The organism is Stenotrophomonas sp. JC08 (genome assembly GCF_052180205.1).
GTDB lineage: Bacteria > Pseudomonadota > Gammaproteobacteria > Xanthomonadales > Xanthomonadaceae > Stenotrophomonas.
In genome coordinates this window covers 567037-592645 of record NZ_CP197473.1, presented here as the reverse complement: position 1 = coordinate 592645, position 25609 = coordinate 567037, and the positions used below count along the sequence as shown (strand labels likewise).

Annotated in this window: 28 protein-coding genes and 1 pseudogene; 19 read left to right on the top strand and 10 right to left on the bottom strand. The window is 68.4% G+C overall.

Annotated elements, in window-relative coordinates:
• The first annotated feature begins 254 nt into the window (after positions 1 to 254).
• The 4 genes from ACSBPQ_RS02620 to ACSBPQ_RS02605 are packed head-to-tail and all read left to right on the top strand — an operon-like array spanning position 255 to position 3100.
• Positions 255 to 830 (top strand): nitroreductase family protein, encoded by a 576-nt coding sequence (locus tag ACSBPQ_RS02620; protein WP_442683536.1) that lies wholly within the window; start codon positions 255 to 257, stop codon positions 828 to 830.
• Positions 818 to 1765, top strand: a complete 948-nt coding sequence (locus ACSBPQ_RS02615; RefSeq protein ID WP_442684491.1) for a 5'-3' exonuclease — start codon at positions 818 to 820, stop codon at positions 1763 to 1765. The genes ACSBPQ_RS02620 and ACSBPQ_RS02615 overlap by 13 nt, the downstream gene beginning before the upstream one ends.
• Positions 1762 to 2313, top strand: coding sequence for an NUDIX hydrolase (locus ACSBPQ_RS02610; RefSeq protein ID WP_442683535.1), 552 nt, complete (start codon positions 1762 to 1764; stop codon positions 2311 to 2313). The genes ACSBPQ_RS02615 and ACSBPQ_RS02610 overlap by 4 nt, the downstream gene beginning before the upstream one ends.
• Positions 2306 to 3100, top strand: coding sequence for an N-formylglutamate amidohydrolase (locus ACSBPQ_RS02605; protein WP_442683534.1), 795 nt, complete (start codon positions 2306 to 2308; stop codon positions 3098 to 3100). The genes ACSBPQ_RS02610 and ACSBPQ_RS02605 overlap by 8 nt, the downstream gene beginning before the upstream one ends.
• Before the next feature lie 266 nt (positions 3101 to 3366).
• Here the strand turns inward: ACSBPQ_RS02605 and pip are convergent, their stop codons facing one another.
• The 3 genes from pip to prmC all read right to left on the bottom strand — a co-directional run bounded on the left by pip (position 3367) and on the right by prmC (position 6693).
• Positions 3367 to 4311 carry a prolyl aminopeptidase gene (gene pip / locus ACSBPQ_RS02600; RefSeq protein ID WP_442683533.1) on the bottom strand — a complete coding sequence of 315 codons (945 nt, stop codon included), beginning with the start codon at positions 4309 to 4311 and terminating at the stop codon, positions 3367 to 3369.
• An 82-nt stretch (positions 4312 to 4393) separates the two neighbouring features.
• Entirely contained in the window at positions 4394 to 5647 is a 1254-nt protein-coding gene (locus ACSBPQ_RS02595; protein WP_442683532.1) for an erythromycin esterase family protein, read from the bottom strand.
• Between the two features lie 203 nt (positions 5648 to 5850).
• The gene (gene prmC, locus ACSBPQ_RS02590) at positions 5851 to 6693 is read right to left on the bottom strand and encodes a peptide chain release factor N(5)-glutamine methyltransferase (protein WP_442683531.1); all 843 of its coding nucleotides are present in this window, start codon (positions 6691 to 6693) and stop codon (positions 5851 to 5853) included.
• A 287-nt stretch (positions 6694 to 6980) separates the two neighbouring features.
• Between prmC and ahpC the strand changes: the two genes are divergently transcribed.
• The 5 genes from ahpC to ACSBPQ_RS02565 all read left to right on the top strand — a co-directional run bounded on the left by ahpC (position 6981) and on the right by ACSBPQ_RS02565 (position 11955).
• Entirely contained in the window at positions 6981 to 7544 is a 564-nt protein-coding gene (gene ahpC / locus ACSBPQ_RS02585; RefSeq protein WP_442683530.1) for an alkyl hydroperoxide reductase subunit C, read from the top strand.
• Between the two features lie 224 nt (positions 7545 to 7768).
• The gene (ahpF, locus tag ACSBPQ_RS02580) at positions 7769 to 9361 is read left to right on the top strand and encodes an alkyl hydroperoxide reductase subunit F (RefSeq protein ID WP_442683529.1); all 1593 of its coding nucleotides are present in this window, start codon (positions 7769 to 7771) and stop codon (positions 9359 to 9361) included.
• A gap of 83 nt (positions 9362 to 9444) precedes the next feature.
• Positions 9445 to 10359 (top strand): LysR substrate-binding domain-containing protein, encoded by a 915-nt coding sequence (locus ACSBPQ_RS02575; RefSeq protein WP_442683528.1) that lies wholly within the window; start codon positions 9445 to 9447, stop codon positions 10357 to 10359.
• 169 nt (positions 10360 to 10528) lie between these two features.
• On the top strand, positions 10529 to 10954 hold the full coding sequence (gene rnk / locus ACSBPQ_RS02570; protein ID WP_442683527.1) for a nucleoside diphosphate kinase regulator: 426 nt from the start codon (positions 10529 to 10531) through the stop codon (positions 10952 to 10954).
• 35 nt (positions 10955 to 10989) lie between these two features.
• Entirely contained in the window at positions 10990 to 11955 is a 966-nt protein-coding gene (locus ACSBPQ_RS02565; protein WP_442683526.1) for a transaldolase, read from the top strand.
• A gap of 93 nt (positions 11956 to 12048) precedes the next feature.
• Here the strand turns inward: ACSBPQ_RS02565 and ACSBPQ_RS02560 are convergent, their stop codons facing one another.
• From ACSBPQ_RS02560 to ACSBPQ_RS02545, 4 genes are read right to left on the bottom strand one after another with little or no spacing between them, the layout of a single operon-like run.
• On the bottom strand, positions 12049 to 12558 hold the full coding sequence (locus ACSBPQ_RS02560) for a flavodoxin family protein (protein WP_442683525.1): 510 nt from the start codon (positions 12556 to 12558) through the stop codon (positions 12049 to 12051).
• Between the two features lie 4 nt (positions 12559 to 12562).
• A complete protein-coding gene (gene msrA, locus ACSBPQ_RS02555) occupies positions 12563 to 13213 on the bottom strand; it encodes a peptide-methionine (S)-S-oxide reductase MsrA (protein WP_442684490.1) in 651 nt (216 codons plus the stop codon).
• A 32-nt stretch (positions 13214 to 13245) separates the two neighbouring features.
• The gene (locus ACSBPQ_RS02550) at positions 13246 to 13512 is read right to left on the bottom strand and encodes a putative signal transducing protein (RefSeq protein ID WP_442683524.1); all 267 of its coding nucleotides are present in this window, start codon (positions 13510 to 13512) and stop codon (positions 13246 to 13248) included.
• A gap of 14 nt (positions 13513 to 13526) precedes the next feature.
• The gene (locus ACSBPQ_RS02545; RefSeq protein WP_442683523.1) at positions 13527 to 14195 is read right to left on the bottom strand and encodes a glutathione S-transferase family protein; all 669 of its coding nucleotides are present in this window, start codon (positions 14193 to 14195) and stop codon (positions 13527 to 13529) included.
• 103 nt (positions 14196 to 14298) lie between these two features.
• Between ACSBPQ_RS02545 and ACSBPQ_RS02540 the strand changes: the two genes are divergently transcribed.
• The 6 genes and pseudogenes from ACSBPQ_RS02540 (at position 14299) to ACSBPQ_RS02515 (ending at position 19998) form a co-directional block, all read left to right on the top strand.
• On the top strand, positions 14299 to 16056 hold the full coding sequence (locus tag ACSBPQ_RS02540; protein WP_442683522.1) for a glutamine--tRNA ligase/YqeY domain fusion protein: 1758 nt from the start codon (positions 14299 to 14301) through the stop codon (positions 16054 to 16056).
• A gap of 89 nt (positions 16057 to 16145) precedes the next feature.
• Positions 16146 to 16525: pseudogene (locus ACSBPQ_RS02535) on the top strand (hypothetical protein).
• Positions 16525 to 17085 (top strand): nucleoside deaminase, encoded by a 561-nt coding sequence (locus tag ACSBPQ_RS02530; RefSeq protein ID WP_442683521.1) that lies wholly within the window; start codon positions 16525 to 16527, stop codon positions 17083 to 17085. The pseudogene ACSBPQ_RS02535 and the gene ACSBPQ_RS02530 overlap by 1 nt, the downstream one beginning before the upstream one ends.
• Positions 17086 to 17158: 73 nt before the next feature.
• A complete protein-coding gene (gene rlmM, locus ACSBPQ_RS02525) occupies positions 17159 to 18211 on the top strand; it encodes a 23S rRNA (cytidine(2498)-2'-O)-methyltransferase RlmM (RefSeq protein ID WP_442683520.1) in 1053 nt (350 codons plus the stop codon).
• Between the two features lie 86 nt (positions 18212 to 18297).
• Positions 18298 to 19212: an SMP-30/gluconolactonase/LRE family protein gene (locus ACSBPQ_RS02520; RefSeq protein WP_442684489.1), complete on the top strand. Its 915-nt coding sequence runs from the start codon at positions 18298 to 18300 to the stop codon at positions 19210 to 19212.
• 63 nt (positions 19213 to 19275) lie between these two features.
• Complete coding sequence (locus tag ACSBPQ_RS02515; protein ID WP_442683519.1) at positions 19276 to 19998, top strand: hypothetical protein; 723 nt, start codon at positions 19276 to 19278, stop codon at positions 19996 to 19998.
• A gap of 56 nt (positions 19999 to 20054) precedes the next feature.
• On the opposite strand, the gene ACSBPQ_RS02510 is transcribed toward ACSBPQ_RS02515, so the two are convergent.
• Complete coding sequence (locus ACSBPQ_RS02510) at positions 20055 to 20396, bottom strand: hypothetical protein (RefSeq protein ID WP_442683518.1); 342 nt, start codon at positions 20394 to 20396, stop codon at positions 20055 to 20057.
• Positions 20397 to 20448: 52 nt separating this feature from the next.
• Between ACSBPQ_RS02510 and ACSBPQ_RS02505 the strand changes: the two genes are divergently transcribed.
• Positions 20449 to 20850 carry an EF-hand domain-containing protein gene (locus tag ACSBPQ_RS02505; protein WP_442683517.1) on the top strand — a complete coding sequence of 134 codons (402 nt, stop codon included), beginning with the start codon at positions 20449 to 20451 and terminating at the stop codon, positions 20848 to 20850.
• 60 nt (positions 20851 to 20910) lie between these two features.
• Here ACSBPQ_RS02505 and ACSBPQ_RS02500 read toward each other — a convergent pair whose 3' ends face one another.
• Together ACSBPQ_RS02500 and ubiH are read right to left on the bottom strand one after the other, a co-directional pair.
• Positions 20911 to 22089 (bottom strand): UbiH/UbiF family hydroxylase, encoded by a 1179-nt coding sequence (locus ACSBPQ_RS02500; protein ID WP_442683516.1) that lies wholly within the window; start codon positions 22087 to 22089, stop codon positions 20911 to 20913.
• Positions 22086 to 23297, bottom strand: coding sequence for a 2-octaprenyl-6-methoxyphenyl hydroxylase (gene ubiH / locus ACSBPQ_RS02495; protein WP_442683515.1), 1212 nt, complete (start codon positions 23295 to 23297; stop codon positions 22086 to 22088). The genes ACSBPQ_RS02500 and ubiH overlap by 4 nt, the downstream gene beginning before the upstream one ends.
• A gap of 120 nt (positions 23298 to 23417) precedes the next feature.
• On the opposite strand from ubiH, the gene ACSBPQ_RS02490 reads away from it, so the two are divergent.
• From ACSBPQ_RS02490 to ACSBPQ_RS02480, 3 genes are read left to right on the top strand one after another with little or no spacing between them, the layout of a single operon-like run.
• The gene (locus ACSBPQ_RS02490; RefSeq protein ID WP_442683514.1) at positions 23418 to 23999 is read left to right on the top strand and encodes a hypothetical protein; all 582 of its coding nucleotides are present in this window, start codon (positions 23418 to 23420) and stop codon (positions 23997 to 23999) included.
• 15 nt (positions 24000 to 24014) lie between these two features.
• A complete protein-coding gene (locus ACSBPQ_RS02485) occupies positions 24015 to 24569 on the top strand; it encodes a cob(I)yrinic acid a,c-diamide adenosyltransferase (protein WP_442683513.1) in 555 nt (184 codons plus the stop codon).
• 54 nt (positions 24570 to 24623) lie between these two features.
• Positions 24624 to 25556 (top strand): histone deacetylase family protein, encoded by a 933-nt coding sequence (locus ACSBPQ_RS02480; protein WP_442683512.1) that lies wholly within the window; start codon positions 24624 to 24626, stop codon positions 25554 to 25556.
• The last annotated feature ends 53 nt before the right edge of the window (positions 25557 to 25609 follow it).

Sequence of the window (25609 nt, the reverse complement as noted above, 5' to 3'; positions counted from 1 at the left end):
ATCAGACGCCATCCCTGCATCCGCAGCGTCATGGTAGGCGGAGATGCTGAACAGGGTAAGTGATGGAGTGCGCACTTCGTACCTCATGACCGGCGTCCCGGTGTGGGCGTCATGCTAAGCATGGCGCGGCATATTGGCCAATCACCCCCGCCCGGGCGGCCGGACACAGCGCACAGTTTGCGCCCTTCCCGGTGCCGCGGCCGTGATTTTGCCGGCGTCTATAATCAATGGCCGTTTCCCCAGACCGAGCCTCCATGTCCGACACCTGCATCCTGCAAGCGCTGGACCAGCGCCGCTCATCCCCCTCGCGGCTGCTGGGTGCGCCTGCCCCGGACGACGCCACCGTGCTGCGCATGCTGCAATCGGCGGTGCGCGTGCCCGACCACGGCAAACTGGTGCCGTTCCGTTTCCTGCGCCTGCAGGGCGACGCCCGTCACGCCCTGGGCGAGTTCCTGGCCCGCCGCAGCCGCGAGCGCGACCCGCAGGCGCTGGAGGCGGTGGTGGAGAAGGACCGCCTGCGCTTTTCCCATGCGCCGTTGATCATCACCGTGATCGCCCGGCTGCAGCCCGGCCACAAGATTCCCGAGCAGGAACAGCTGCTCAGCGCCGGCTGCGTGTGTTTCGCCCTGCTGCAGGCCGCGCAGGCCTGCGGCTTCGGCGCCCAGTGGTTGACCGCCTGGGTGGCCTACGACCCGGAGGTGAAGCGCCATCTCGGGCTGGCCGAGGACGAGCACATCGTCGGCTTCATCCATATCGGCACGCCGCGGATGGAAATGCCCGAGCGCGAGCGTCCCGACCCGGCAGCGCTGCTGCAGGACTGGCAACCTTGAACAACGCGCTGCTGCCACAGCCGCTGTACCTGGTCGACGCCAGCCTGTATGTGTTCCGCGCCTGGCACTCGATCCCGGATGAATTCCAGGACGCGCAGGGCTGGCCGGTCAACGCGGTACACGGTTTTGCCCGCTTCCTGCTGGACCTGCTGGAACGCGAGCGCCCGCGGCACATCGCGGTGGCGTTCGACGAGGCGCTGGACAGCTGCTTCCGCCACGCGCTGTACCCGCCCTACAAGGCCAACCGTGATCCGGCACCGGACGCGCTGCGGCGCCAGTTCGCGCACTGCAAGGCGTTGTGCGCGGCACTGGGGCTGGAGGTGCTGGCCGACCGCGACTACGAGGCCGACGACCTGATCGGCAGCGCACTGCATGCCGGGCGCGGACATGCGCTGCGCGGGGTGATCGTCTCCGCCGACAAGGATCTTTCCCAGTTACTGTGCGAGCACGACGAGCAGTGGGATTACGGCCGCAACCAGCGTTGGGGGGCGGCCGGGGTGAAGGCCCGCCATGGCGTGCACGCCCACCAGATCGCCGACTACCTGGCGCTGTGCGGCGACGCGGTGGACAACATTCCCGGAGTCACCGGCATCGGCGCCAAATCGGCGGCGGTGCTGCTGGCCCACTTCGGCAGTCTCGACGCGCTGCTCGAGCGCATCGACGAGGTGCCGTTCCTGCGCCTGCGCGGTGCCGCCACGATGGCCACGCGGCTGCGCGAGCAGCGTGAACAGGCGCTGCTGTTCCGCCAGCTGACCACCATCGCGCTGGATGCGCCGCTGGCCGGCACCCAGCCGGCCTTCGTCCGCGCCACCGCCGATGCCGACATGCTCGGCGGGCTGTGCGACGCCCTGCGTTTCGGCCCGCTGACCCGGCGCCGGCTGCTGGCCGCGGCCGGGCTGGAATCCCCTTCCGCTTCCGTCAACGAGTCCGCATGAACCAGAACACCGCAGAACCCCGTACCGTCTACGAAGGCAGATACCAGCGCATGGTCGTGCGCGGCAGCTGGGAGTACAGCGAACGCACCCACGCCGGCGGACTGGCCGCGATCATCATCGCCGTCACTCCGGCCGACGAGGTGCTGTTCGTGGAACAGTTCCGGGTGCCGCTGCAGGCACGCACCATCGAGATGCCGGCCGGGTTGGTCGGCGATATCACCGCCGGCGAGTCGATCGAGGTCTCGGCGGTACGCGAGCTGGAAGAGGAAACCGGCTGGACCGCCGAACAGGCTGAAGTGCTGATGATCGGCCCGACCTCCTCCGGCGCCAGCAGCGAGAGGATCGCCTTCGTCCGTGCCACCGGCCTGCGCAAGATCGGCGAAGGCGGTGGCGATGCGACCGAGGACATCACCGTGCACCACATCCCGCGCACCCGCGCCGCGGCCTGGCTGGTGGAAAAGATGAACGAAGGCTTCGAGCTGGATGCCAAACTCTGGGCCGGGCTGTGGATGATCGAGCACCACCTCGACGGGAGGCCGCGTGGCTGATTCCGGACTGCAGGCGTTGCCGCCGCTGCTGGGGGCCGGCGACCCGCCGCTCTACACCGTGCACAACCCGCACGGCCGCTCGCCATTCGTGCTGCTGGCCGACCATGCCGGCCAGCGCGTGCCGGCGGCGCTGCGCGAGCTTGGCCTGCCGCAACACGAGCTGGACCGCCATATCGGCTGGGATATCGGCATTGCCGGCACCACCGGCGAACTGGCGCGGCAGCTGGATGCGTGGGCGATCGAGCAGACCTATTCCCGGCTGCTGATCGACTGCAACCGGCCGCTGGCCTCGCCGACGCTGATTCCCGAGGTCAGCGACGGCACCGTCATTCCCGGCAATGCGGCACTGACGGCGGCGCAGCGCCAGCAGCGCATCGACGCCATCCACGCGCCCTACCACGCCCGCATCGAGGCCGAGCTGGACCGTCGCCGCGATGCCCGCATCCCCACCGTGCTGGTGATGATGCACAGCTTCACCCCGGCGATGAACGGCGTGCAGCGCCCGTGGCAGGCTGGCGTGCTCTACCACCAGGACACCCGCTTCGCGCAGGCGCTGCTGCACGCGCTGCGCGCCGAAGGCGACCTGGTGGTGGGCGACAACGAACCGTACTCGGTCAACAGCAGCAGCGACTACGCCGTGCCCGTGCATGGCGAGGGTCGTGGACTGGTGCACGTGGAACTGGAGATCCGCCAGGACCTGATCGCCGATGCCGCCGGCCAGCAGGCCTGGGCACAGCGGCTGGCGCGCATTTTCCGCGCCCTGCAACCGCAGCTGCTGGCGGCCTGAGCACCTGTCCGGGACGCGGCGGGCTGGCACCCGCCTCCTTGTCCACAGCGGCTGTGCCCTGCCGGTTCAACAAGCTGTGGATAAGCCTCGCAGACTCTTGCCCGGTATGCCCCGGTGAAGGCTGGTGAATTTTTCATCACGACCGGACAGGGGCTTGCCGGCCCACGACCGGCCGGTCGCGGCGTAACCGGCCATTGCGGCGAAATCCATCGTGCAAACAGGACGGGCGGCTTGCGCCGCCCGCGGGTCTCACCCGGTCCGCCTGCTCAGCCGGCGAAGGAATCGGTGGCGCGCACCAGCGCATCCACGTTCTCGGCCTCGAACGCCGAATGCCCCGAACCCGGGGTGATATGCAGCTGCGCCTTGGGCCACAGCTTGTGCAGGTCCCACGCATTGGCCAGCGGGCAGACCACGTCGTAGCGGCCGTGCACGATCACGCCGGGAATATGCGCGATCTTGTGCGCGTCGCGCAGCAGCTGGTCTTCGACCTCGAAGAAACCGCCGTTGACGAAGTAGTGGTTCTCGATGCGGGCGAAGGCCAGCGCGAACTGCGGGTCTTCGTGGCTGTTGATGAAGTCGTCGTCCACGTGCAGGAAGCTGGTGGCGCCTTCCCACACACTCCATGCCTTGGCCGCCGCCAGCCGGGTGGCCTCATCGTCGCTGGTCAGGCGGCGATGGAAGGCGGAAATCAGGTCGGCACGCTCCACCGGCGGGATCGCGGCGATGTAGTGGTCCCACGCATCCGGGAACAGGCGGCTGGCGCCCTCCTGGTAGAACCACTCCAGCTCCCAGCGGCGCAGCATGAAGATGCCGCGCAGCACCAGCTCGGTCACCCGCTGCGGGTGGGTTTCGGCATAGGCCAGCGCCAGCGTGGAACCCCAGCTGCCGCCGAACACCTGCCAGCTGTCGATGCCCAGCTGCTCGCGCAGCTTCTCGATATCGGCGACCAGGTCCCAGGTGGTGTTGTCCACTAGGTCGGCGTGCGGCGTGGAGCGGCCCGAGCCGCGCTGGTCGAACAGGATGATGCGGTACTTGGCCGGGTCGTGGAACTGGCGCATCTTGGCGGTGCAACCGCCGCCGGGGCCGCCATGCAGCAGCACCACCGGCTTGCCGTCGGGGTTGCCGCACTCCTCGAAATACAGGGTGTGGCGGTCGTCAACGGCGAGCGTGCCGGTGGTGTAGGGCTCGATGGCCGGATAGAGCGTGCGCATGGCAACCTCGCTGGAAACAGGCCCCACAGTCTAGCGCAGCGCCCTGTGCCGACCTGCCCGCCGGCGTCTTCGCGCGTGGGTTTCAGCGGGCCTGATAGCTGGCCGGCGTGACCCGGTCCAGCAGCAGCAATCCATCGAAACGCTGGCGTGCTTCCGGCAACGGCAGCGTGTCGCCGTAGTCCATGCCCCACAGCCGTGCGGCCGGATCAGCCTCACCCGGCAGCGTGCCGGCATGCAGGTCGACGAACACCGCGCCCTGCGCGGCGCCGGCCAGCAGCGACGGCTCCAGCAGACCCGCTGCGCTGCCGATCGTCACCGGCTGCAGGTTGCCGTAGTCCAGGTAGCGGCCACGCGCGCCGCCGAAGTGCAGCACATAGGTCTGCGTCTGCAGCGCGGCCGGCAGCGCGCGGGTGACGTTGTCCACCGGCGGAAAACCCCGCGCATGGCCGTCGCGGTAACCACCCAGCTTGTTCAGATGTGCGTAGTGGCCCCAGACCACCGCCTTGCGGCCCGGATAGGCCTGCTCCAGCAACCACTGCAGATTGCCCGCCATCACCGGATCGTGCTCATCGAACGGCCGCAGCTGCCAGCCCACCTCGGCCATCCGCCGCAGGCTGGCGTTGATCCGCCGCCAGAAGCCGTCGCTGTCGAAGACATCGGCGCCATGTTCGCTGTCCAACGCTGGCAGCAACGTATCGAGCCACTGCGCATCGGCGAGGAACTGTTCGCGCTCGCCGGCCGCGACCGCGACCAGTTGGCCATCGAGCAGGCGCTGCACCTGCCGCAGATACCGATCCAGTCGCTGCTGTGCGGCCGCACCCCGCGGCTGTCGCAGCAAGCGCGTGTGCAATTGCGGCACCAGTTGCGTGCGCGACAACGTGCCGCTCAGGCGCCCGTCGAAGCCGGCCAGCTGCATCGCCCCGGGCGTATCCCGCCGGGCGTCCAGCCAGTCGTACAGCGGCCAGACTTCGGCACTGCCGGCATACATGTAGAAGATGTTGCCGGGCGCATTGGCACGCAGCGGCTGCCGCGGCTGCCACAGCCGCGCCACATCGAACAGGCCGCTCTCCAGCACCAGCAGGTCGAAGCCCTTGCGCTCGTGCAGATAGCGCGCGACGCGCACCTTGGCGGCGTAGATATTGCCCTCGCCGTGGGTCAGCTCGTCGAGCATAACGATGCGCCGGTCACCGATCGCCGCGCCCAGCGGCGCCAGATCGGCAAAGTCGTCCTGCGCCGGCGGATCGGCACGCAGCGGGTGCAGTGGCGCATCGGCCGCAATCGCGGCGAAGCTGTGGCAGGCCAGCAGCAGGAGGGCAAGACGCAGGCATCGGTGCATCGGGGCAATCCGGATCACAGGTCGGACCCGATGCTAGGCAGCCGGCGACGCCGCTGTCACGCGCGGATCGGCACTTTTCCGACGGCCTCCGCCAATGGCGTGGACGTTGTCATGCCCGCGCGGAAAACCACCCTGCAGATGGCCATGATCGCGTCATCACCCCACACGCTGCGCGTCATTCCGTGACGCGCCCCGCTCCGCCATCAGCCAGGCCAGCGCCCCAGCGTGACCCGGTCGCGCTGCTCCAGGTCCTGCACGGTCTGTACTTCGACAAAGCCGGCCTGTTCCAGCAACGTGCGGATCGCCTCCCCCTGGTCCCAGCCGTGCTCCAGCAGCAACCAGCCACCCGGCACCAGGTGCTTGTGCGCGCCGGCAATGATTTCGCGGATCGCGTCCAGCCCGTCCGCGCCCGAGGCCAGTGCCGGCGGCGGCTCGAAGCGCAGGTCGCCCTGCTGCAGATGCGGATCATCGGCGGCGATATACGGCGGATTGCTGACGATCATGTCGAAGCGGTCCGCGCCCAACGCGGCATACCAGTGGCCGCGGCGGAACCAGACGTTGTCCAGCCCGTGTGCCTGCGCGTTCTTCACCGCCACCGCCAGCGTCGGCCCGAGCAGATCGGTGGCCATCACCGTGGCCAGCGGGCGCTCGCTGGCGATGGACAGCGCGATCGCGCCACTGCCGGTCCCCATGTCGGCCACCCGCACCATGTCGTCGCTGCGCAACCGCGCCAGCGCCTGTTCGACCAGCAGTTCCGTTTCCGGACGCGGAATCAGCGTCGCCACATTGACTTCCAGATCCAGCGTCCAGAAACCGCGGCGGCCGGTCAGGTAGGCCAGCGGGTGGCCCTCGGCGCGGCGCTGCACCAGCAGTTCGAAACGCTGCCGCGGCTCGTCGGCCACTTCATCGCCGGCATGGGCGAACAGCCAGGCACGCTCCGCGCCCAGCACGTGCAGCAGCAACTGTTCGGCCTCGAAGCGGGCATTCCCGCCCGGCAGGCGCGTGGCAGCCTCCCGCAACAACTCGGCAACCTTATGGCTGGACACTTCATTACCTCTTCGCGGGGGATTACCGGGACGGCGAGGATAGTCATCACGCGTGCCGCTGCCTACCGGAACGCCGCGCCCGGACGCGATCGAGCCTGCCCCGGCTCATCACCGCGCCTTGGAAAACCGGAGGAAAGCCCGATATCTGGAGACTGAGGCGCCAGAAAGTCTTTCGATAGACAAAATCTATTGATGCAATGAATTCAATTCATTTGTTTTATTAGGCAACGCCTATTAGTCTTTGTTCCAACGCTTCACCCCGTCCCTTCAACCCAGAGGAATCTTCAATGTCCCTTATCAACACCCAGGTCCAGCCGTTCAAGACCAACGCTTTCCACAATGGCAAGTTCATCGAAGTCACCGAGGAAAGCCTGAAGGGCAAGTGGTCCGTGCTGATCTTCATGCCGGCCGCCTTCACCTTCAACTGCCCGACCGAGATCGAAGACGCCGCTGACAACTATGCCGAGTTCCAGAAGGCCGGTGCCGAGGTCTACATCGTGACCACCGATACCCACTTCTCGCACAAGGTGTGGCACGAAACCTCGCCGGCCGTGGGCAAGGCCAAGTTCCCGCTGGTCGGCGACCCGACCCACCAGCTGACCAACGCCTTCGGCGTGCACATCGCTGAAGAAGGCCTGGCCCTGCGCGGCACCTTCGTGATCAACCCGGAAGGCGTGATCAAGACCCTGGAGATCCACTCCAACGAGATCGCCCGTGACGTCTCCGAGACCCTGCGCAAGCTGAAGGCCGCCCAGTTCACCGCCGCACACCCGAACGAAGTGTGCCCGGCCAAGTGGAAGGAAGGCGAGAAGACCCTGACCCCGTCGCTGGACCTGGTGGGCAAGATCTAACTGCCCACCCGCCGTGGAGAGGAGCCCTTCGCCGGGCTCCTTGCCACGGCACTCCCACCCCGCCTTGACGGCGGGCGTGGGGGTGAACCGCAACGTGTCTGACGCCAGCCAGCGGCGTGCAAGCAAGCCGGTCACGCACGTTGCGGTTCACCCCTACCTTTACCGGCGCGTTGCCAGACAACCCGCGCCCTCCCCCCGTTTTGCCTCGACGAAGGAGTTGCCCCATGCTCGACGACACCCTCAAGACCCAGTTGCAGCAATACATGGGCCTGCTGCGCCAGCCGCTGCGCCTGATCGCCTCGCTCGATGACAGCGCCGCCAGCCAGGAGATGCGTGGCCTGCTGGACGACATCGTTGCCGCCGGCAACGGCAAGATCAGCCTCGACGCCGATGGCACCGATGCGCGCAGGCCTTCGTTCGTGATCGCCCGCGAAGGCCAGGACCACGGCGTGCGCTTTGCCGGCCTGCCGCTGGGCCACGAGTTCGAATCGCTGGTGCTGGCCCTGCTGTGGACCGGCGGCCATCCGCCGAAGGTGTCGCAGGAGACGATCGACAGCATCAAGGCCATCGACGGCACGTTCGCCTTCGAGGTCTACATGTCGCTGAGCTGCCACAACTGCCCGGACGTGGTGCAGGCGTTGGCGCTGATGGCGATCCTGAACCCGAACATCAGCACCACGGTGATCGAGGGCGGGACGTTCCAGCAGGAAGTGGAGCAGCGCCAGGTGATGGCGGTACCGATGGTGTTCCAGGCCGGGGAGATGTTCGATTCCGGGCGCATGTCGCTGGAGCAGATCGTCGCCAGGCTGGATACCAGCGCGACCCAGCGCGAAGCGGCGAAGATCGCCGCCAAGGACGCATTCGACGTGCTGGTGGTGGGCGGTGGCCCGGCCGGCGCGGCGGCGGCGATCTATTCGGCGCGCAAGGGCATCCGCACCGGCGTGGCCGCCGAGCGTTTCGGCGGGCAGGTGCTGGACACCATGTCGATCGAGAACTTCATCTCGGTGCCGCACACCGAGGGCCCGAAGCTGGCCGCGGCGCTGGAGCAGCACGTGCGCGAGTACGAGGTGGACATCATGAACCTGCAGCGCGCCCGCAAGCTGGTGCCGGCCGGCAGCGACGGGCTGGTGGAAGTCCAGCTGGAAAACGGCGCCTCGCTGAAATCGAAGACGGTGATCCTGTCCACCGGCGCACGCTGGCGGCAGATGAACGTGCCCGGCGAGGACCAGTACCGCAACAAGGGCGTGGCCTACTGCCCGCACTGTGACGGCCCGCTGTTCAAGGGCAAGCGCGTGGCGGTGATCGGCGGCGGCAACTCCGGCGTCGAGGCCGCCATCGACCTGGCCGGCATCGTCAGCCACGTCACCGTGTTCGAGTTCGACAGCCAGCTGCGCGCCGACCAGGTGCTGCAGGCCAAGCTGCACAGCCTGCCCAACGTCAAGGTGATCCTCAACGCACAGACCACCGAGGTGCTGGGCGACGGCCAGAAGGTCAACGGGCTGGTCTATACCGACCGCACCGGTGGCGACTCGCACCGGGTCGAGCTGGAAGGCATCTTCGTGCAAATCGGCCTGCTGCCCAATACCGAATGGCTCAAGGGCACGGTGGAACTGAGCAACCGTGGCGAGATCCTGATCGATGACCGCGGCCAGACCAATGTGCCGGGCGTGTTCGCCGCCGGCGACTGCACCACGGTGCCGTACAAGCAGATCATCATCGCCATGGGCGCCGGCTCGACCGCGGCACTGAGCGCGTTCGACCACCTGATCCGCAGCTCGGCACCGGCCGTGGCAACGGCGGTTGCTGAAACCGCCTGAGCCATCGCCACGTGACTGCACAGGAGCGGGAGCCCGACAGCCCCCGCTCCTTTCCCTGTTCCCCTTCCTGAGCGGAGCCCGCCGTGAATCTGCGTGACCTGAAGTACCTGGTGGCGCTGGCCGAACACAAGCATTTCGGCCGTGCCGCGGCAGCCTGTTTTGTCAGCCAGCCGACGCTGTCCACCCAGATCCGGAAACTGGAGGAAGAACTCGGCGTGCCGCTGGTCGAACGCGCCCCGCGCAAGGTGATGCTGACCCCAGCCGGACGCGAGGCCGCCGCACGCGCGCGCCGCATCGTCGCCGAAGCCGAACAGCTGAAGGAGGCCGCCCGCCGCTCGCGCGATCCCGAAGCCGGCACCGTGCGCCTGGGCATCTTCCCCACGCTCGGCCCCTACCTGCTGCCACACGTGATCCCCCAAATCCGCGAGCGCTTCCCGCAGCTGGAGCTGCTGCTGGTCGAGGAAAAAAGCGATGTGCTGCTGACCCAGCTGCGTCACGGCCAGCTGGATGCGGCGCTGCTGGCGCTGCCGGTCAACGATGACCAGCTGCACTGCGAATTCCTGTTCGAGGAGCCGTTCGTGCTGGCCGCGCCGGAAGGCCATCCGCTCACCGCACACCGCTCGCTGAGCCTGGACGACCTGTCCGAGCAGCGCCTGCTGCTGCTGCAGGACGGCCACTGCCTGCGCGACCAGGCGCTGGATGTCTGCCACCTCGCCGGGGCGCTGGAGAAATCCGAATTCCAGGCCACCAGCCTGGAAACCCTGCGACAGATGGTCGCGGCCAACGTCGGCGTCACCCTGCTGCCGATGCTGGCGGTGAAGCCGCCGGTGGCGCGCTCGCCCAACATCCGTCTCATCCCGTTCGAAGGCAAGCCACTGCCCAACCGCCGCATCGCCATGGTGTGGCGGCGCAGTTCGGCCACCGGCGCTTTCCTGCAGCAACTGGCCGCCCTGTTCGCGCAACTGCCCGGGCACCTGCTCGTTCTCGATCCGGATTGAACCGGCATCGCCACTGAATAGGGTGCCGGCCCGCATTGCATCCGGACGCGGCCGGCCCCATGATCGTGACAGGGCCGCTTCCCGGCCCGCGTCACTTTCACAATACAGCCATGGGCGGCGCCGAAAAGCGTCGCCTTTTGCTTGTTTTTCAATCAGATAAGGAATTCCCATGACCAGCCACAGCGGTCTGCCGCCGTCGATCATCGTTTCTGTCCGTGATATTGCCCGCCTGGAGGCCCTGCTCGACTCCCCGGCGCTGAGCCGGCATCCGGCCGCCATCGCCCTGGCCCAGGAGCTGGAGCGCGCCCAGGTGCTGCCGCCGGAAGAAATCCCCGAAGGCATCGTCACCATGCATTCGCGCGTGGATTGCGTTGACGAGCTCAACAACGAAACCCATTCCCTGACCCTGGTCTATCCGCACGAAGCGGATTTCGACAAGGGTCGTGTGTCGGTGCTGGCGCCGGTCGGCAGCGCCCTGCTGGGACTGTCGGTCGGCCAGACCATCGACTGGACCGCCCCCGGCGGCCGTCAGCTGCGCCTGCGCGTGACCGCCGTCCATTACCAGCCCGAAGCCGCGGGCGACATCCACCGCTGAGCGCCACGCGCCAGCCTGCTGCACAGGAACATGCAATGACCCAGGCCCCCTCCAAGCTCGCCCAGCTGCGCGAACTGTCCGTCGTCGTCGCCGATACCGGCGATTACGACGCCATCAAACGCCTGCAGCCGGTGGACTGCACCACCAACCCCACGTTGGTGAAGAAAGCCCTCGACCTGCCGGTCTATGCCGGCCTGATCGAACGCGAGCTGCAGTGGGGCCGTGCCCAGTCCGGTGACATGCAGGACGTGGCCAAGGCCGTGGTCGACCGCCTGACGGTGGGCGTGGGCACGATGCTGGCCGAGCTGGTGCCGGGCCGCGTCTCCACCGAGGTCGATGCCGACCAGGCGCACAACACCGCCGCGACGATTGCCAAGGCGCGCGAGTTCATCGCCATGTACGAAGCGGCCGGCGTGCCCCGCGGCAAGGTGCTGATCAAGATCGCCGCCACCTGGGCCGGCGTGGAAGCCGCGCGCGTGCTGCAGGCCGAAGGCATCGACTGCAATCTCACCCTGATCTTCAACCCGACCCAGGCACTGGCCTGCTCGGAAGCCGGCGCGTTCCTGATCTCGCCGTTCGTCGGCCGCATCCTGGACTGGTATGTGGCCAACGGCCAGACCCCGGCCAGCATCGACGAGGACCCGGGCGTGAAGTTCGTGCGCGGCGTGTATGCCGAGTTCAAGCGCCGCGGCTCGCCGACCGTGGTGATGGGCGCCTCATTCCGCTCCACCGCGCAGATCGAAGCACTGGCCGGCTGCGACCGCCTGACCATCTCGCCGGATCTGCTGGAAAAGCTCGACGCCGATTTTGGCGAACTGCCGCGCAAGCTCAGTCCCTCGGCGGCCGAGACGGTGACCATCGCTGCGATCGATGAAACCAGGTTCGATGCGGACATGGCCGCCGATCCGATGGCGACCGAAAAACTGGCCACCGGTATCGACGCCTTCGCCAAGGACCTGCAGACGCTGCGCGCGCGCATCGCCGACGAACTGGCGCGTTGACTCCAGGCAACACGCTTCAGCACGGAGCGGTGTGGGTTGCGACGGCCTTGCCCACCAGGGGCCGCGCAATGCACACCGCTTTTTGCTTGCGCGCTAGAAAATCCCCAGCGCCAGCCCGGCGCCGAGCAGTGCGCCCAGCTCGCGGCCTCGCGCCAGCTGTTCCTCCGGCAGCGTCTTGGCCGCGGTGATCGATTCAGGCGTCTGCGCGTGGGTACATACCAGCAGCGGCTCGGCCACCTCCCGCAGCCGCAGGCCCAGCGCGATACGGCGCAGCTGGGCGATGGTCGGCTGACCATCGGACCCGGCGCACACCAGCACCGCATACGGCTTGCCGTCGCAGCGGCCCAGCAGCGGGTAATAGCTGCGGTCGAAGAAATCCTTCATCGCCCCGCTGATCGAGGCCAGCGTTTCGGGCGTGGCGAACACCACCGCGTCGGCGCCCAGTACGTCTTCCGCGCCGGCGTCCGGGGCATGCAGCAGGCTGACCCGCACGTCATCACCGCCGGCTTCAACCGCCGCCTCCACCAGGGCCTGCGCCATCGCCCGGGTCGCGCCGGTGAAGGAATGCCACACCACCAGCAGCTGCCGCGGCGCCGCGTCCATCAGCTCACCGGCCCAGCCCGACCGGGCAGCTCACGCCGGTGCCGCCGATGCCGCAATAGCCGCCCGGGTTCTTGGCCAGATACTGCTGGTGGTCGTCCTCGGCGTAGTAGAACGGCGGCGGCGGGAAGAGGATTTCCGTGGTGATGTCGCCATAGCCCGCCGCGCGCAGCTGCTGCTGGTAGGCGTCACGACCGGCGATTGCCGCGTCGTACTGTTCCTGCGTATGGCAGAAGATGGCCGAGCGGTACTGGGTGCCGGTGTCGTTGCCCTGGCGCATGCCCTGGGTGGGGTCATGGTTCTCCCAGAACGTGCGCAGCACCGTTTCCAGCGTCACCTGTGCCGGATCGAACACCACCCGCACCACCTCGGTGTGGCCGGTGAGCCCCGAGCAGACTTCCTCGTAGCGCGGATTCGGGGTGATACCGCCCTGGTAGCCGACCGCGGTGCTGATCACGCCGGGCAGCTGCCAGAACTTCCGTTCGGCGCCCCAGAAGCAGCCCAGCGCCACGTCCAGTACGTCCAGCCCGGCGAATTCACCGCGCAACGGCTGGCCATTGACGAAGTGCACGTTGTGCAGCGGCAGCGGCGTATCGCGGCCCGGCAACGCCTCTTCCGGCCGTGGCAGGCGCTGCTTGAAGGCGCCGATCCCCAGCAGCCCCTGTCCGATTCCCAGCATGTTCGTCCTCCTCAGGCCGGCAGCAGTCCCGGCACGTCATCGTCATCACAGATGGGGGCAACGCCGGTTGTGTCCAAGGCCAGCGCGGCGATGATGTCCTCGGCCTCGGGCCGGGCCGAATCCGGCACGCAGACCCGCAGCACGCCGAACAGCGGCAATTCGCCACCGGCGCCCAGCAGCGATTCACCGAGCACGAAGGCCGGGATGCCGGCATCCTCCAGCGCGTGCTTCAGCAGGTGCGCATCGAACAGGTTGTCGGTCTGGTAGACCAGTTGCATGGCATTCCTCCGTATCAGTGCGGCTGGCACAGCGAATCGGTGGCGGCGACCGTCGCGGCTTCCCGGGCCGCCGCCTGCCGCCACTGGCGCAGCGCCGGCAAGGCGAACAGCGCCTGCATATAGGCCGCCGCGGTGTCGTCCACGTCCACGCCGTAGCCGTCGAAACGGATCGCCACCGGCGCGAACATCGCATCGACGATACCGAACGTGCCGAACAGGAACTCACCGTCGGCACCGTGCTCACCGCGCAAGTCGCGCCACAGCGCCTGCACCCGGTCGATGTCGTGCTGCGCGGCGGCATCCCAGCGATAGGCATCGGGACGGCGCCGGCTGTTCATCGGCAACTGCGTGCGCAGCGCGGTGAAGCCGGAATGCATTTCCGCCGCCGCAGCCCGTGCCAGCGCGCGTTGTTCCCGCGCGGCCGGCCAGCCGCGCCCTTCCAGCCAGCGCTCGTTGACGTACTCGCAGATCGCCAGCGAATCCCATACCACAAGGTCGCCATCGCGCAGCACCGGCACCTTGCCGGTGGGCGAATGCCGGGCCGCCTCGGCGGCAAAGCCGGGCGTGTCCAGCAGCAGACCCACCTCCTCGAATTCGACGCCGGCCTGGCGCAACAGCAGCCACGGCCGCAACGACCAGGACGAGTAGTTCTTGTTGCCTATCACCAGAACAGGACGGCTCATGCGCGGCGCGGCGGCAGTGGCGGGAAGTCGAGCATAGGCCCATTGGCGGCAGCCGGTGCGCGGCTCGGCTAAACTTGCGGTCTCCCAATACCGCTGTGCCTCCATGTCCGAGAACCTGCATCCCACCGCCGACGCCACGCCGGAGAACGCTCCTGCCGAAAAGCGGGACTTCATCCGCCAGATCGTTCGCGAGGATCTGGCCAGCGGCAAGCACACCGCGATCAAGACCCGCTTCCCGCCCGAGCCCAACGGCTACCTGCACATCGGCCACGCCAAGGCGATCTGCACCAGCTTCGGCATCGCCAGCGAGTTCGACGGGGTCTGCAACCTGCGCTTCGACGACACCAACCCGGCCAGGGAAGACCCCGAATACGTGGCCGCGATCCAGGACGACGTGCGCTGGCTGGGCTTTGCCTGGAACGAGCTGCGCCATGCCTCGGATTACTTCCAGACCTTCTATCTGGCCGCACAGAAGCTGATCCGCGATGGCAAGGCCTATGTCTGCGACCTGTCGCCGGAACAGGTGCGCGAGTACCGCGGCAGCCTGACCGAGCCGGGCCGCAACTCGCCTTGGCGCGAGCGCAGCGTCGAGGAGAACCTGGACCTGTTCGCGCGCATGCGCGCCGGCGAGTTCCCCGACGGCACCCGCACCCTGCGCGCCAAGATCGACATGGCCAGCGGCAACATCAACCTGCGCGACCCGGCGATCTACCGCATCAAGCACGTCGAGCACCAGAACACCGGCAACCAGTGGCCGATCTACCCGATGTACGACTACGCCCACGCGCTGGGCGATGCGGTCGAGGGCATCACCCATTCGCTGTGCACGCTGGAGTTCGAGGATCACCGCCCGCTGTACGACTGGTGCGTGGACAACGTCGACCTGGCCCATGACCCTGCGCTGACCCAGCCGCTGGTCGATGCCGGGCTGCCGCGCGAGGCGGGCAAGCCGCGCCAGATCGAGTTCTCGCGGCTGAACATCAACTACACGGTGATGAGCAAGCGCAAGCTCAATGCGCTGGTGTCGGAAAAGCTGGTCGACGGCTGGGACGATCCACGCATGCCGACCTTGCAGGGCCTGCGCCGGCGCGGTTACAGCCCGGCGGCGATGCGCCTGTTCGTCGAACGCTGCGGTATTTCCAAGCAGAATTCGGTGATCGATTTCAGCGTGCTCGAAGGCGCGCTGCGCGAGGTGCTCGACAGTGCCGCGCCGCGCCGCATGGCGGTGATCGATCCGCTGAAGTTCGTGCTGACCAACCTGCCCGAAGGCCACGCCGAAGCCCTGAGCTTCAGCAACCATCCCAAGGACGAGAGCTTCGGCAGCCGCGAGGTGCCGTTCGGCCGTGAACTGTGGATCGAACGCGAGGACTTCGCCGAAGTCCCGCCCAAGGGCTTCAAGCGGCTGGTGCCGGGCGGTGAAGTGCGCCTGCGCGGCGCCGGCATCGCCCGCGTCGACGAGGTCGTCAAGGACGAGGCCGGCAACGTGGTCGAGCTGCGCGGCTGGCTGGATCCGGAATCGCGTCCGGGCATGGAAGGGGCCAATCGCAAGGTCAAGGGCACCATCCACTGGGTCAGCGCACAACATGCGGTGGAAGCGGAGATCCGCCTGTACGACCGCCTGTTCTCGGTGGAGAACCCGGACGACGAATCCGAGGGCAAGACCTACCGCGACTACCTGAACCCGGGATCGCGCACCGTCGTCACCGGTTATATCGAACCGGCCGCCGCCTGTGCCGCACCGGAACAATCGTTCCAGTTCGAGCGCACCGGTTACTTCGTCGCCGACCGCCGCGACCACTCACCGGCCAAGCCGGTGTTCAACCGCAGCGTGACCCTGCGCGACACCTGGACCGCCGGCTGACCGTCAGCGACCGGGCCGCTTCGCTGGGCGGCGGTCGCCTGCTTTCCCGACGGGGCTACCATGGCCCCGTCCGCGAACAGGAAACCGCCATGCTCCGCCTGCCTGTCCTGCTCATTCTGCTGCTGTGGGCGCTCAGCGCCTGCAGCGCCCCGGCCTCCACCTCGTCACTTCCACCCGCCGCCACCACACCGGCAGCCGTAGTGATCGACCGCAGCTGCCGCAGCGATGCCGATTGCACGGTCAAGAACGTCGGCAATTGCTGCGGCGCGTACCCGGCCTGCGTCAATGTCACCAGCCCCACCGATCCGGCCGGGTACAGGCGCGCTGCCAGGCACAGGGCATGATGGGCGTATGTGGCTTCACCGAAATCCAGGGCTGCCGCTGCCTGCAGGGCCAGTGCCGGGCCGATCCGGCCCCGGCCAACCCGCTGCGCCGCCCGCTCACGACCAACCCGGAAACCGAACACTGATGCTGTACGCGCAAGTCCATCTCACCCTTCCCACCTGGATCCACGAAGCCATCGACAGCCAGCGCACCTATCCGGGCGATGCGGCCAAGGTCGCACTGGCGATCGAGCTGTCGCGACTGAACGTGGAGGCGGAAACCGGCGGCCCGTTCGGCGCGGCGGTGTTCGGCCCGGATGACCGCATCATCTCCGCCGCGGTAAACCGGGTGGTGCCGCACAGCACTTCGCTGGCCCACGCCGAGAACATGGCCTACATGCTGGCCCAGCAGCGGCTGCAGACCCCGCGCCTGAACGCGGTGCTGTCGCCGGTCACCCTGGCCACCTCCTCGCAGCCGTGCTGCCAGTGCTATGGCGCCACGGTGTGGGCCGGCATCGACCGCCTGCTGATCGGCGCCAACTCGGCCGATGTCGAGGAGCTGACCCCGTTCGATGAAGGCCCGCTGCCGGCCGACTGGGTCGGCGAGTTGAACAGGCGCGGCATCGAGGTCGTGCAGGGCCTGAACCGCGAGGCCGCCCGCGCGGTGCTGCACCGCTATGGCCTGACCAACGGCGCACATTACTGACGCACGCCCGCTTGCCGGCGCTACCGTTTCACCACGCCGGCAACCAACACCCCCGCATCCCCAAGGAATCACGATGACCGGCCTGCTGTGCTACTGCCGTCAGGGCTTTGAACCGGAACTGGCCGGAGAACTCAACCAGCGCGCCGGACTGGCCGGCATCGCCGGCTACGCGCGCACCAACCGCAATGACGGCTACGTGGTGTTCGTCACCGACGAGGCGCAGGCACTGGATGAGCGCCTGCCCTGGCGCGAACTGATCTTCGCCCGGCAGAAGCTGCGGGTGCTGGCCGAGCTGCCGCAGCTGGACCCGGCCGACCGCATCACCCCGATCATCGCCGCACTGCAAGGCCAGCCGCACTTTGGCGAGCTGTGGGTGGAACATCCCGATTCGGACGCCGGCAAGCCGCTGGCCGGACTGGCGCGCAGCTTCGGCAACGCGCTGCGCCCGGCGCTGCGCAAGGCCGGGCTGCTCACCGACAAGGACAACAGCAAGCTGCCGCGCCTGCACATCGTCTTCGTCGATGGCACCCACGCGTTTGTCACCGTCGCCGATACCCGCGACAGCGCGCCGTGGCCGCTGGGCATTCCGCGCCTGAAACTGCTGCCCGACGCACCCTCGCGCTCGGCACTGAAACTGGACGAGGCGCTGCTGACCCTGCTCACCCCGGAAGAGCGCGAAACACTGGTCCAACCCGGCATGCGCGCGGCCGACCTCGGCGCCGCACCCGGCGGCTGGACCTGGGTGCTGACCCGCCAGCACCTGCACGTGACCAGCATCGACAACGGCCCGCTGCGCCAGCACGTGCTCGACACCGGGCTGGTCGAACACCTGCGCGCCGATGGCTTCCACTGGAAGCCGGAAACCCCGCTGGACTGGATGGTCTGCGACATGGTCGAACAGCCGCGCAAGGTGGCCGAGCGCATGGCCACCTGGTTCCGCGAGGGCTGGTGCAGGCACGCCATCTTCAACCTGAAACTGCCGATGAAAAAGCGCTGGGACGAGACCCGGCTGTGCCTGGACCTGTTCGCCGGGCAGGCAGGCCGGCCGCTGACCGTCCGCGCCAAGCAGCTGTATCACGACCGCGAGGAGATCACGGTGTTCGCCACGCCCGCACCGCGGCGCTGAGTGCCACGGTTGCCGGCGCAACCGGGTTCGGCAGCACTTCACGCCTCTGGCACACTCGACCTCCTGCTACTGAGGAGGACGCCGCCATTTCCCGCATCGCCCTGATCCGCCCCGCCGCCGCCCTGCTGTCCCTCGGCCTGAGCGCCTGTGCCACCGCTTCGGCCGACTTCCTCGCCCGTGACCATGTCGCCGATGGCGTGTTCACGTCCGGTATCGAAGGCCCGGCCAGCGGCCCGGACGGCGCGCTGTACGTGGTCAATATCGGCCGCGACGGCACCATCGGCGGGGTCGATGAACAGGGCAACGCAGCACTGTTCATTGAGCTGCCCGCCGGCAGCATCGGCAACGGCATCCGTTTCGGCGCCGACGGGGCGATGTTCGTGGCCGACTACCCGCGCCACAACATCCTCAAAGTGGATCCGGCCACCCGGGCGGTGAGTGTGTTCGCCCACCTGCCCGACGCGCACCAGCCCAACGATATCGCCCTGGCCCCGGACGGCACGCTCTACGCCAGCGATCCCAACTGGGCCAAGGTCGATGACGGCCAGCTGTGGCGGATCGACCGCAACGGCGGCGTGCAGCTGCTCGAAGCCGGCATGGGCACCACCAACGGCATCGAGGTCAGCCCCGACGGCCGCCGCCTGTATGTCAATGAAAGCGTGCAGCGCAATGTCTGGGTCTACGACCTGGATGCGGCCGGCGCGATCTCCAACAAGCGCCTGCTGATCCGCTTCGACGAGCACGGCATGGACGGCATGCGCTGCGACGCCGACGGCAACCTGTACATCGCCCGCTATGACGCCGGCACCGTGGCGGTGGTGGCACCGGACGGCACCCTGCTGCGCGAGGTTCCACTCAAGGGCCGCAAGCCCAGCAACCTGGCGTTCGGCGGCGCCGATGGCCGCCAGGTGTTCGTCACCCTGCAGGACCGGGGCGCGGTGGAGACCTTCCAGGCCGACCGGCCCGGGCGCGAATACGGCCAGCGCCCCGCCTCGCCCTGAGCCCGGCGCGTCTCAGCTGGCGCAACGGTGATCGGGCATGCTGCACGCCATGGGAGAGAACCAATGCACGCGATCGAACTGAACGACCCGGCCGCTTTCGGCAATGAATTCCTGCGGCTGACCCTGCTGCAGGGTTTCCAGTCGCTGACCAAGCGCGATCTGGAACTGCTGATCTTCATCCTGCTCGAACGCGACGGGGCGATCGCCCGCAGCGACTCCAACGCCGCCGTGGCGCTGCGGTTGCGGGTCACCCCGGCCAAGGTGAAAGGGCTGCGCCGCGACGGCTACGCCCGCTGGCGGGCGCTGGTGCCGGAGGAAGGCGAGGCCGCGTTGCAGCGCATCGTCGCCACAGTGCTGACTGAAGAGAACCTTCGCGCGGGCGCCAGGCACGTCACCGAGCGCAGCCGCAAGGAAGGCTTCCTGGCCATCCGCATCGAACACCCCGACGATGCGCAGCGCTTCGAGCAGGCCATCCTCGAGGTCGGCGCCATTCCCGTGTACGAGCGCAACCGCGAAGTAGTGGCGGTGCGCTTCGACACGCTGGTGCAGATCGCCGAACGCTGGAACTACCTGCAACCCGATGCGCAGGCCACGCTGGCGGCGCTGAAGAAGCTGGCCCCGGCCTCGGAGGAAGTGGCCGAACTGCTGAAAAAGGACATCACCCAGCTGCGCTGGACCGATGCCCGCCGCGCGCTGAACAGCCTCGGCGCCAAGGCTATCGCCAACACCGCCGAAGGTGGCCTGAAAGGCCTGCTGAAACTGGTGTTCCCGTTCATTCCGGGCTGAACGCAGCACAACCTTTATTCGCATTGCATGGGCCGTCAACTCCCGTAGGGCGAGCATCACCGGCGCACCACACCCCAGGGAGTCATGCGATGATAACGCTGCGCCTGTTGCTTTCCGCTGCACTGCTGTGCGCCGCCAACCTGCCCGCGTTCACCCAGGAAACCGGCAAGGTCACCCTCGATGAGAACGGCACGCCGGTGACGGTGACCTCGCAAGAGCCCGATTCGATCCGGGACGACTACCATATCGACTTCGCCACGCTGGACCGCAACCACGACGGCTTCATCAGCCGCGCCGAAGCCCAGGCCAACCCCACCCTCGAGCGCGAGTTCGATGCGCTCGACACCCACCACACCGGCCGCCTGAGCAAGGCACAGTTGGAAGGCTGGATGAAGCATCAGCCAAGGCGGTTACCGGCAGGCGGCCACTCCCCATACAACGAGGTTCCCCGTGCACCACGCCATCCGCCTAGCCCTGATCCTGTTGGCCCCGCTGGCCGTGAACGCGGCCCATGCCCAGACCGCGCCACGCGACACCGCCGTGACCGTGCCGTTGCAGGACACGCCCGTGAATGTCCGCGAGCAGACGCTCGCCACCGGCCGGGTCACCCACGCCACCCGCGTGCTGACCGCCCCCGGCCAGGCCGAGGTCACGGTGCGTTCGATCCAGCCGGACAGCGTGATCGGCGATTACCGGATCGACTTCACCGCGCTGGACGTGGACGGTGACGGTTTCATCAGCCGCGAGGAGGCGCAGGCCAACCCGGCGCTGGCCGATGAATTCAATGCGCTGGACAGCCACCGCCGCGGCAGACTGACGCGCGAACAGCTGGCCGGCTGGCTGAAGGACTGAGTCCCGGACAGGCGCCGCCGTGGCGCCGGCGCCGATGCTGCGAGGCCAGCCTCCGCCCGCCTACAGCCCCGAGGCGCGTTTCCAGAACAGCGACAGCAGCGGCGGCACGCGCCCGGCCAGACCGAGCAGCGCACCGCGTGCCAGCGTCAGGTGCAGTTCGTCGTTGGAGAACACGCTGTTGATCGCATCGAAACCGTAGGCGGCCACGCTGTTCTCACTGCGACGGGTACGCGCCCAGCGCTGCAGGCGGTGCGGCGAGCTCCAATCCTGGCGGCGCTGTGCCGCCTCGCGCACCAGATCACGCAGCCCGGCCACATCGCGCACGCCCAGGTTCACGCCCTGCCCCGCCAGCGGGTGCACCACGTGCGCGGCATCGCCCAGGGTCAGCACGCGGCCGGCGACATAGCGCTTGGCCAGCTGCAGCCGCAGCGGGAACGCCGCGCGCGGCGAGGCCATCGTCATCGCTCCCAGCCGTCCGGCAAAGGCATTGGTCAGCTCACGGGCGAAGCTGGCATCGTCCAGCTCCAGCACCCGCTCGGCCTCGGCATCGGGCAGGGTCCAGACAATCGAGCTGCGATGCTTTTCGTACGGCAGCACCGCCAGCGGGCCGGTATCGAGGAAACGCTGCCAGGCGGTGGCCTGGTTGGGCAGTTCGCTGTCGACATAACCGACCACGCCGCGCTGGCCGTAGTCCTGCCGCGACACCTCCAGCCCGGCCAGCCGGCGCAGGGTGGACTCGCCACCATCGGCGGCGATGGCGACACCCGCCTCCACCCGACGGCCGTCATCCAGCCGCAGCCGCACGCTGTGCGCGTCCTGCTCCATCGCCCCCACCCGCGCCGGGCAGTACACCTGCACCCCGGCCGCCGGCAGCGCCGCCCACAGCCGGTCTACCAGCAGGCCATTCTCGACGATCCAGCCCAGCTCGCGCCGGCCCAGCGTGTCCGCATCGAAGCCCAGGTCGCCACCACCACCGGCGTCCCACACGGTCATGCGCCGGTACGGGCACACATGCCCGCGCTCGATCTGCGCCCAGACGCCAAGCGACTGCAACAGCGCGGCGTTGTCGGCGGCAAAGGCGAACACCCGCAGGTCGGGCCGCTGCGGCGACCACGGCGACGGCTCGCGGCCCTCCACCAGTGCCACCTGCAAGCCTTCCCCGGCCAACGCCAGCGCACAGGTCGCGCCGACCACGCCGCCGCCGACCACCACCGCATCCCATTGCCCGCGCCGGCTCATCGCACTTCGCTCCTGCACAGTTCGGGCACCTGCCCGCGGAATCCCATCGCCCCGCCGACCAGGAACGACTGCACCGCGCCGGCCTGCGCCGCGGCAACCAGCCCGAGGCTGCGCAACGGCCGCAGCAACGGCGCGGCATTGCTGGTCAGCCGCGCCAGTCCATCGGAAAACGCCAGCGTCTGCTCGCGATCCGGCCCGCGCCGCTGCACATAGGCCTGCAGCAGGGCGTCACTGCCCGGATCGGCGGCATCACCGGCAATCAGTTCGGCCAGCGTCAGCGCATCGCGCAGGCCCAGGTTGAAGCCCTGCGCACCCAGCGGATGGATGGTCTGCGCGGCATTGCCCAGCAGCAGCGCACGCTGGCCCACCAGTTTCTGTGCCAGCACCTGGATTAGTGGATAGGCGCTGCGCGGGCCGCTTTCCAGCAGCCGCCCCGCCCGCCAGCCCACCGCGTCCTGCAGCCGTGCCAACCACGCCGCCTCGTCCAGCGCCATCACCGCCTCGACCTGGTCGCGGGCCACGCCGTGGACCACGCCGTAATGGCGGTCGCCACGCGGCAGCAAGGCGGTCGGTCCGCTATCGGTGAGACGCTCCCAGGCACTGCCATCCGGCGCCTTGGCCGCGCGCACGCGGGCCACGAACAGGGTCTGCCGGTAGTCGTGCTCGGTGATGTCGATGCCCAGTGCCTGCCGCACCGCGCTGCGGGTGCCATCGGCACCGACCACCAGCCGCGCCCGCAGGCGCTGCTCGCCGCTGTCGCCGGCAATCACCACCTCGCGGCGGCCATCGGCGCAGTCGCCCAGCGCGACGAACATCGCCGGCCGGTAGCGGGTCAGGTGCTGCAATTCCGCCAAGCGCGCCTCCAGTGCCTCACCGAAATCACGCGCGACCACCACCTGGCCGAACGCCTCGCGGCCGTAATCCTCCGCGCGCATCACCACCCGGCCGAAATCGCCGGCACGGCTGACATGGATGCGGCGGATCGGGCCACCCGGATGGGCCAGCTTCTGCATCACCCCCAACGCACCCAGCGCGTTGACCGTGGCCGCGGCGAAGCTCAGGTTGCGCTGGTCGAACACCGCCGGCAGGGTGCCGCCGGGTGTGGCCTCGACCAGCCCCACATCCAGCCCCAGCCGGTCCAGCGCGATGGCCAGGCTGGCACCGACCAGCCCGCCGCCAACGATCACTACGTCATGGTTCTTGCTCATGCGGCAATGATAAAGGCTCGCTCCGGCGGATTGGCCGCAGCGCGCCCGCCGCGGCGCACCACCGGTCCGCCGCCACTGCGGCTAGAATGACCGCCTGATTAACGGAAACCGATCACCGCCATGACCGCCAACGTCCAACGCACCCTCGTCCTGTCCCTGCTCGTACTGCTGATGGCCGGCACCCGCCTCAACCATTTCGCACCGGTCCCGGATGCGTCCTGGGCGGTGTTCTTCATCGGCGGCTTCTACCTGCGCAGCTGGAGCCGCTGGGCATTCCCGCTGCTGATGGGCCTGGCGGTGGCGGTGGACTGGGCGGTGATCTCCAGCCAGGGCATGAGCTTCTGGCAGCACTACTGCGTGTCGGCCGCCTACTGGATGCTGATCCCCGCGTATTTCGCGATGTGGGCCGGCGGCATGCTGCTGCGTCGCGGCTATGCCGGCGCCAGCTGGAAGTCGCTGGGCCTGCTGGCCGCCAGCCTGGTCGGCTCGGTGGCGCTGTGCCACCTGATCGCCCAGGGCAGCTTCTACTGGGCCAGCGCCGTGGTCGCCGAGCCGACCTTTGCCGGCTGGGCCAGGAACTATGCCGACTGGCTGTTGCCGTACACGCGGACTGCCGCCATGTACGTCGGCGCTGCCGCACTGGTGCAGGTTGCCGTCGAGGCCATCCGCAAGCAGCCGGCCGCCGGCCGCGTCGCCCACTGAGGCGGGCGCAGCGCAATGGGCAACCGACTTTCCAAGATCTACACGCGTACCGGTGACGATGGCAGCACCGGCCTGGGTGATGGCAGCCGCACCGGCAAGGATTCGGCCCGGGTCAACGCCTATGGCACCGTGGATGAGGCCAATTCGGCCATCGGCGTACTGCTCGCCGTGCAGATTCCCGACGACATCCGTGCCCTGCTGACCACCGTCCAGCACCAGCTGTTCGACCTGGGCGGCGAGCTGTGCATCCCCGGCCACGCCGCGATCCATGCCGCCGACATCGACGCGCTGGAACAGCATCTGGACCATTACAACGACGACCTGCCGGCGCTGAAGGATTTCATCCTGCCGGCCGGCGGCGAAGGCGCCGCGCGCTGCCACCTGGCCCGCACCATCGTCCGCCGCGCCGAGCGCGAAACCGTGGCGCTGGCCCGGGTGGAAGAGGTGCGCGGTGAAGCGGTGCGCTACCTGAACCGCCTGTCGGACCTGCTGTTCGTGCTGGCCCGCGTGCTGGCCCGCGCCGATGGCCACGGCGAAGTGCTGTGGAACCACGAACGCCGCCACGGCTGACCTCCCCTTCAACGGCGTCGCACAGCCGGCGGCGCCGACGGATACAGTGCGGCCATGCTGGTATTCACCCACCCCGCCTGCCTTGAGCATGACCCCGGCAGCGACCATCCCGAGTCGCCGGAACGTCTGCAGGCGGTCATCGCCGTCCTGCGCGAGGCCTTTCCCGCGCAACTGGAGTGGCGCGATGCACCACCAGCCAAACTCGGCGAACTGGCACGGGTGCATGCACGCGAACTGATCGACGACGTGCTCCAGGTGCAGACCGCGCCACTGCGGCGCCTCGATCTGGACACCTTCACCTCGCCCGGCTCGGCCACCGCCGCCCTGCACGCGGCCGGCGCCGGCGTCGCCGCGGTGGATGCGGTGATGCTGGAAGAAAACCAGCGCCGGGCGTTCTGCGCGGTGCGTCCGCCCGGCCACCACGCCACCGCCGATACCGCGATGGGCTTCTGCCTGTTCAACAACATCGCCGTGGCCGCCGCCTACGCCCGCGACCAGTACGGCCTGGAGCGGATCGCCATCGTCGATTTCGACGTCCACCACGGCAACGGCACCCAGGCCATCTTCGAGACCGAGCCGAAGGTGGCCTACTACAGCACCCACCAGTCCGGGCTGTTCCCGTATTCGGGCAACATGCGCGAACGCGGCGTCGGCAACGTCTGCAACATCCTGCTGCCCCCCGGCAGCGACGGCTTCCGCTTCCGCAATGTGTGGGCCGACGACCTGCTGCCGCAGATCGACGCCTTCCGCCCACAGCTGCTGTTCATCTCCGCCGGTTTCGACGCGCACATGCATGATCCGCAGGCCGACCTGATGCTCGAAGCGGAGGATTTCCACTGGCTCGGCAAGGAGCTGGCGGGCATCGCCGACCGCCACGCCAGCGGCCGGGTGGTATCGATGCTGGAAGGCGGTTACGACCTGCAGGCGCTGCGCGAGTGCAGCGTGGCCCACGTCCAGGCGCTGATGGCGCAACCGGCCGGACGCTGAATCCCGCCACCCGCACCCGGCCCGTCTTCATTGCCCCGTTGCGGGCGATACGG

Bases quoted from the DNA above. Each gene is read 5' to 3' on its own strand.
- ACSBPQ_RS02550 (WP_442683524.1), bottom strand. From the start codon at position 13,512: ATGCAACTGGTCTACCAGACCGACAACCTGTTCGATGCGCACCTGCTG.
- ACSBPQ_RS02515 (WP_442683519.1), top strand. From the start codon at position 19,276: ATGCACGCGATCGAACTGAACGACCCGGCCGCTTTCGGCAATGAATTC.
- rlmM (WP_442683520.1), top strand. From the start codon at position 17,159: ATGACCGGCCTGCTGTGCTACTGCCGTCAGGGCTTTGAACCGGAACTG.
- ACSBPQ_RS02545 (WP_442683523.1), bottom strand. From the start codon at position 14,195: ATGAGCCGTCCTGTTCTGGTGATAGGCAACAAGAACTACTCGTCCTGG.
- ahpC (WP_442683530.1), top strand. From the start codon at position 6,981: ATGTCCCTTATCAACACCCAGGTCCAGCCGTTCAAGACCAACGCTTTC.
- ACSBPQ_RS02620 (WP_442683536.1), top strand. From the start codon at position 255: ATGTCCGACACCTGCATCCTGCAAGCGCTGGACCAGCGCCGCTCATCC.
- ACSBPQ_RS02510 (WP_442683518.1), bottom strand. From the start codon at position 20,396: ATGCTTCATCCAGCCTTCCAACTGTGCCTTGCTCAGGCGGCCGGTGTG.
- ahpF (WP_442683529.1), top strand. From the start codon at position 7,769: ATGCTCGACGACACCCTCAAGACCCAGTTGCAGCAATACATGGGCCTG.
- ubiH (WP_442683515.1), bottom strand. From the start codon at position 23,297: ATGAGCAAGAACCATGACGTAGTGATCGTTGGCGGCGGGCTGGTCGGT.
- ACSBPQ_RS02565 (WP_442683526.1), top strand. From the start codon at position 10,990: ATGACCCAGGCCCCCTCCAAGCTCGCCCAGCTGCGCGAACTGTCCGTC.
- rnk (WP_442683527.1), top strand. From the start codon at position 10,529: ATGACCAGCCACAGCGGTCTGCCGCCGTCGATCATCGTTTCTGTCCGT.
- ACSBPQ_RS02595 (WP_442683532.1), bottom strand. From the start codon at position 5,647: ATGCACCGATGCCTGCGTCTTGCCCTCCTGCTGCTGGCCTGCCACAGC.
- ACSBPQ_RS02485 (WP_442683513.1), top strand. From the start codon at position 24,015: ATGGGCAACCGACTTTCCAAGATCTACACGCGTACCGGTGACGATGGC.
- ACSBPQ_RS02480 (WP_442683512.1), top strand. From the start codon at position 24,624: ATGCTGGTATTCACCCACCCCGCCTGCCTTGAGCATGACCCCGGCAGC.
- ACSBPQ_RS02500 (WP_442683516.1), bottom strand. From the start codon at position 22,089: ATGAGCCGGCGCGGGCAATGGGATGCGGTGGTGGTCGGCGGCGGCGTG.
- ACSBPQ_RS02610 (WP_442683535.1), top strand. From the start codon at position 1,762: ATGAACCAGAACACCGCAGAACCCCGTACCGTCTACGAAGGCAGATAC.
- ACSBPQ_RS02540 (WP_442683522.1), top strand. From the start codon at position 14,299: ATGTCCGAGAACCTGCATCCCACCGCCGACGCCACGCCGGAGAACGCT.
- ACSBPQ_RS02560 (WP_442683525.1), bottom strand. From the start codon at position 12,558: ATGGACGCGGCGCCGCGGCAGCTGCTGGTGGTGTGGCATTCCTTCACC.
- ACSBPQ_RS02530 (WP_442683521.1), top strand. From the start codon at position 16,525: ATGCTGTACGCGCAAGTCCATCTCACCCTTCCCACCTGGATCCACGAA.
- ACSBPQ_RS02490 (WP_442683514.1), top strand. From the start codon at position 23,418: ATGACCGCCAACGTCCAACGCACCCTCGTCCTGTCCCTGCTCGTACTG.
- pip (WP_442683533.1), bottom strand. From the start codon at position 4,311: ATGCGCACGCTCTATCCGGCCATCGAGCCCTACACCACCGGCACGCTC.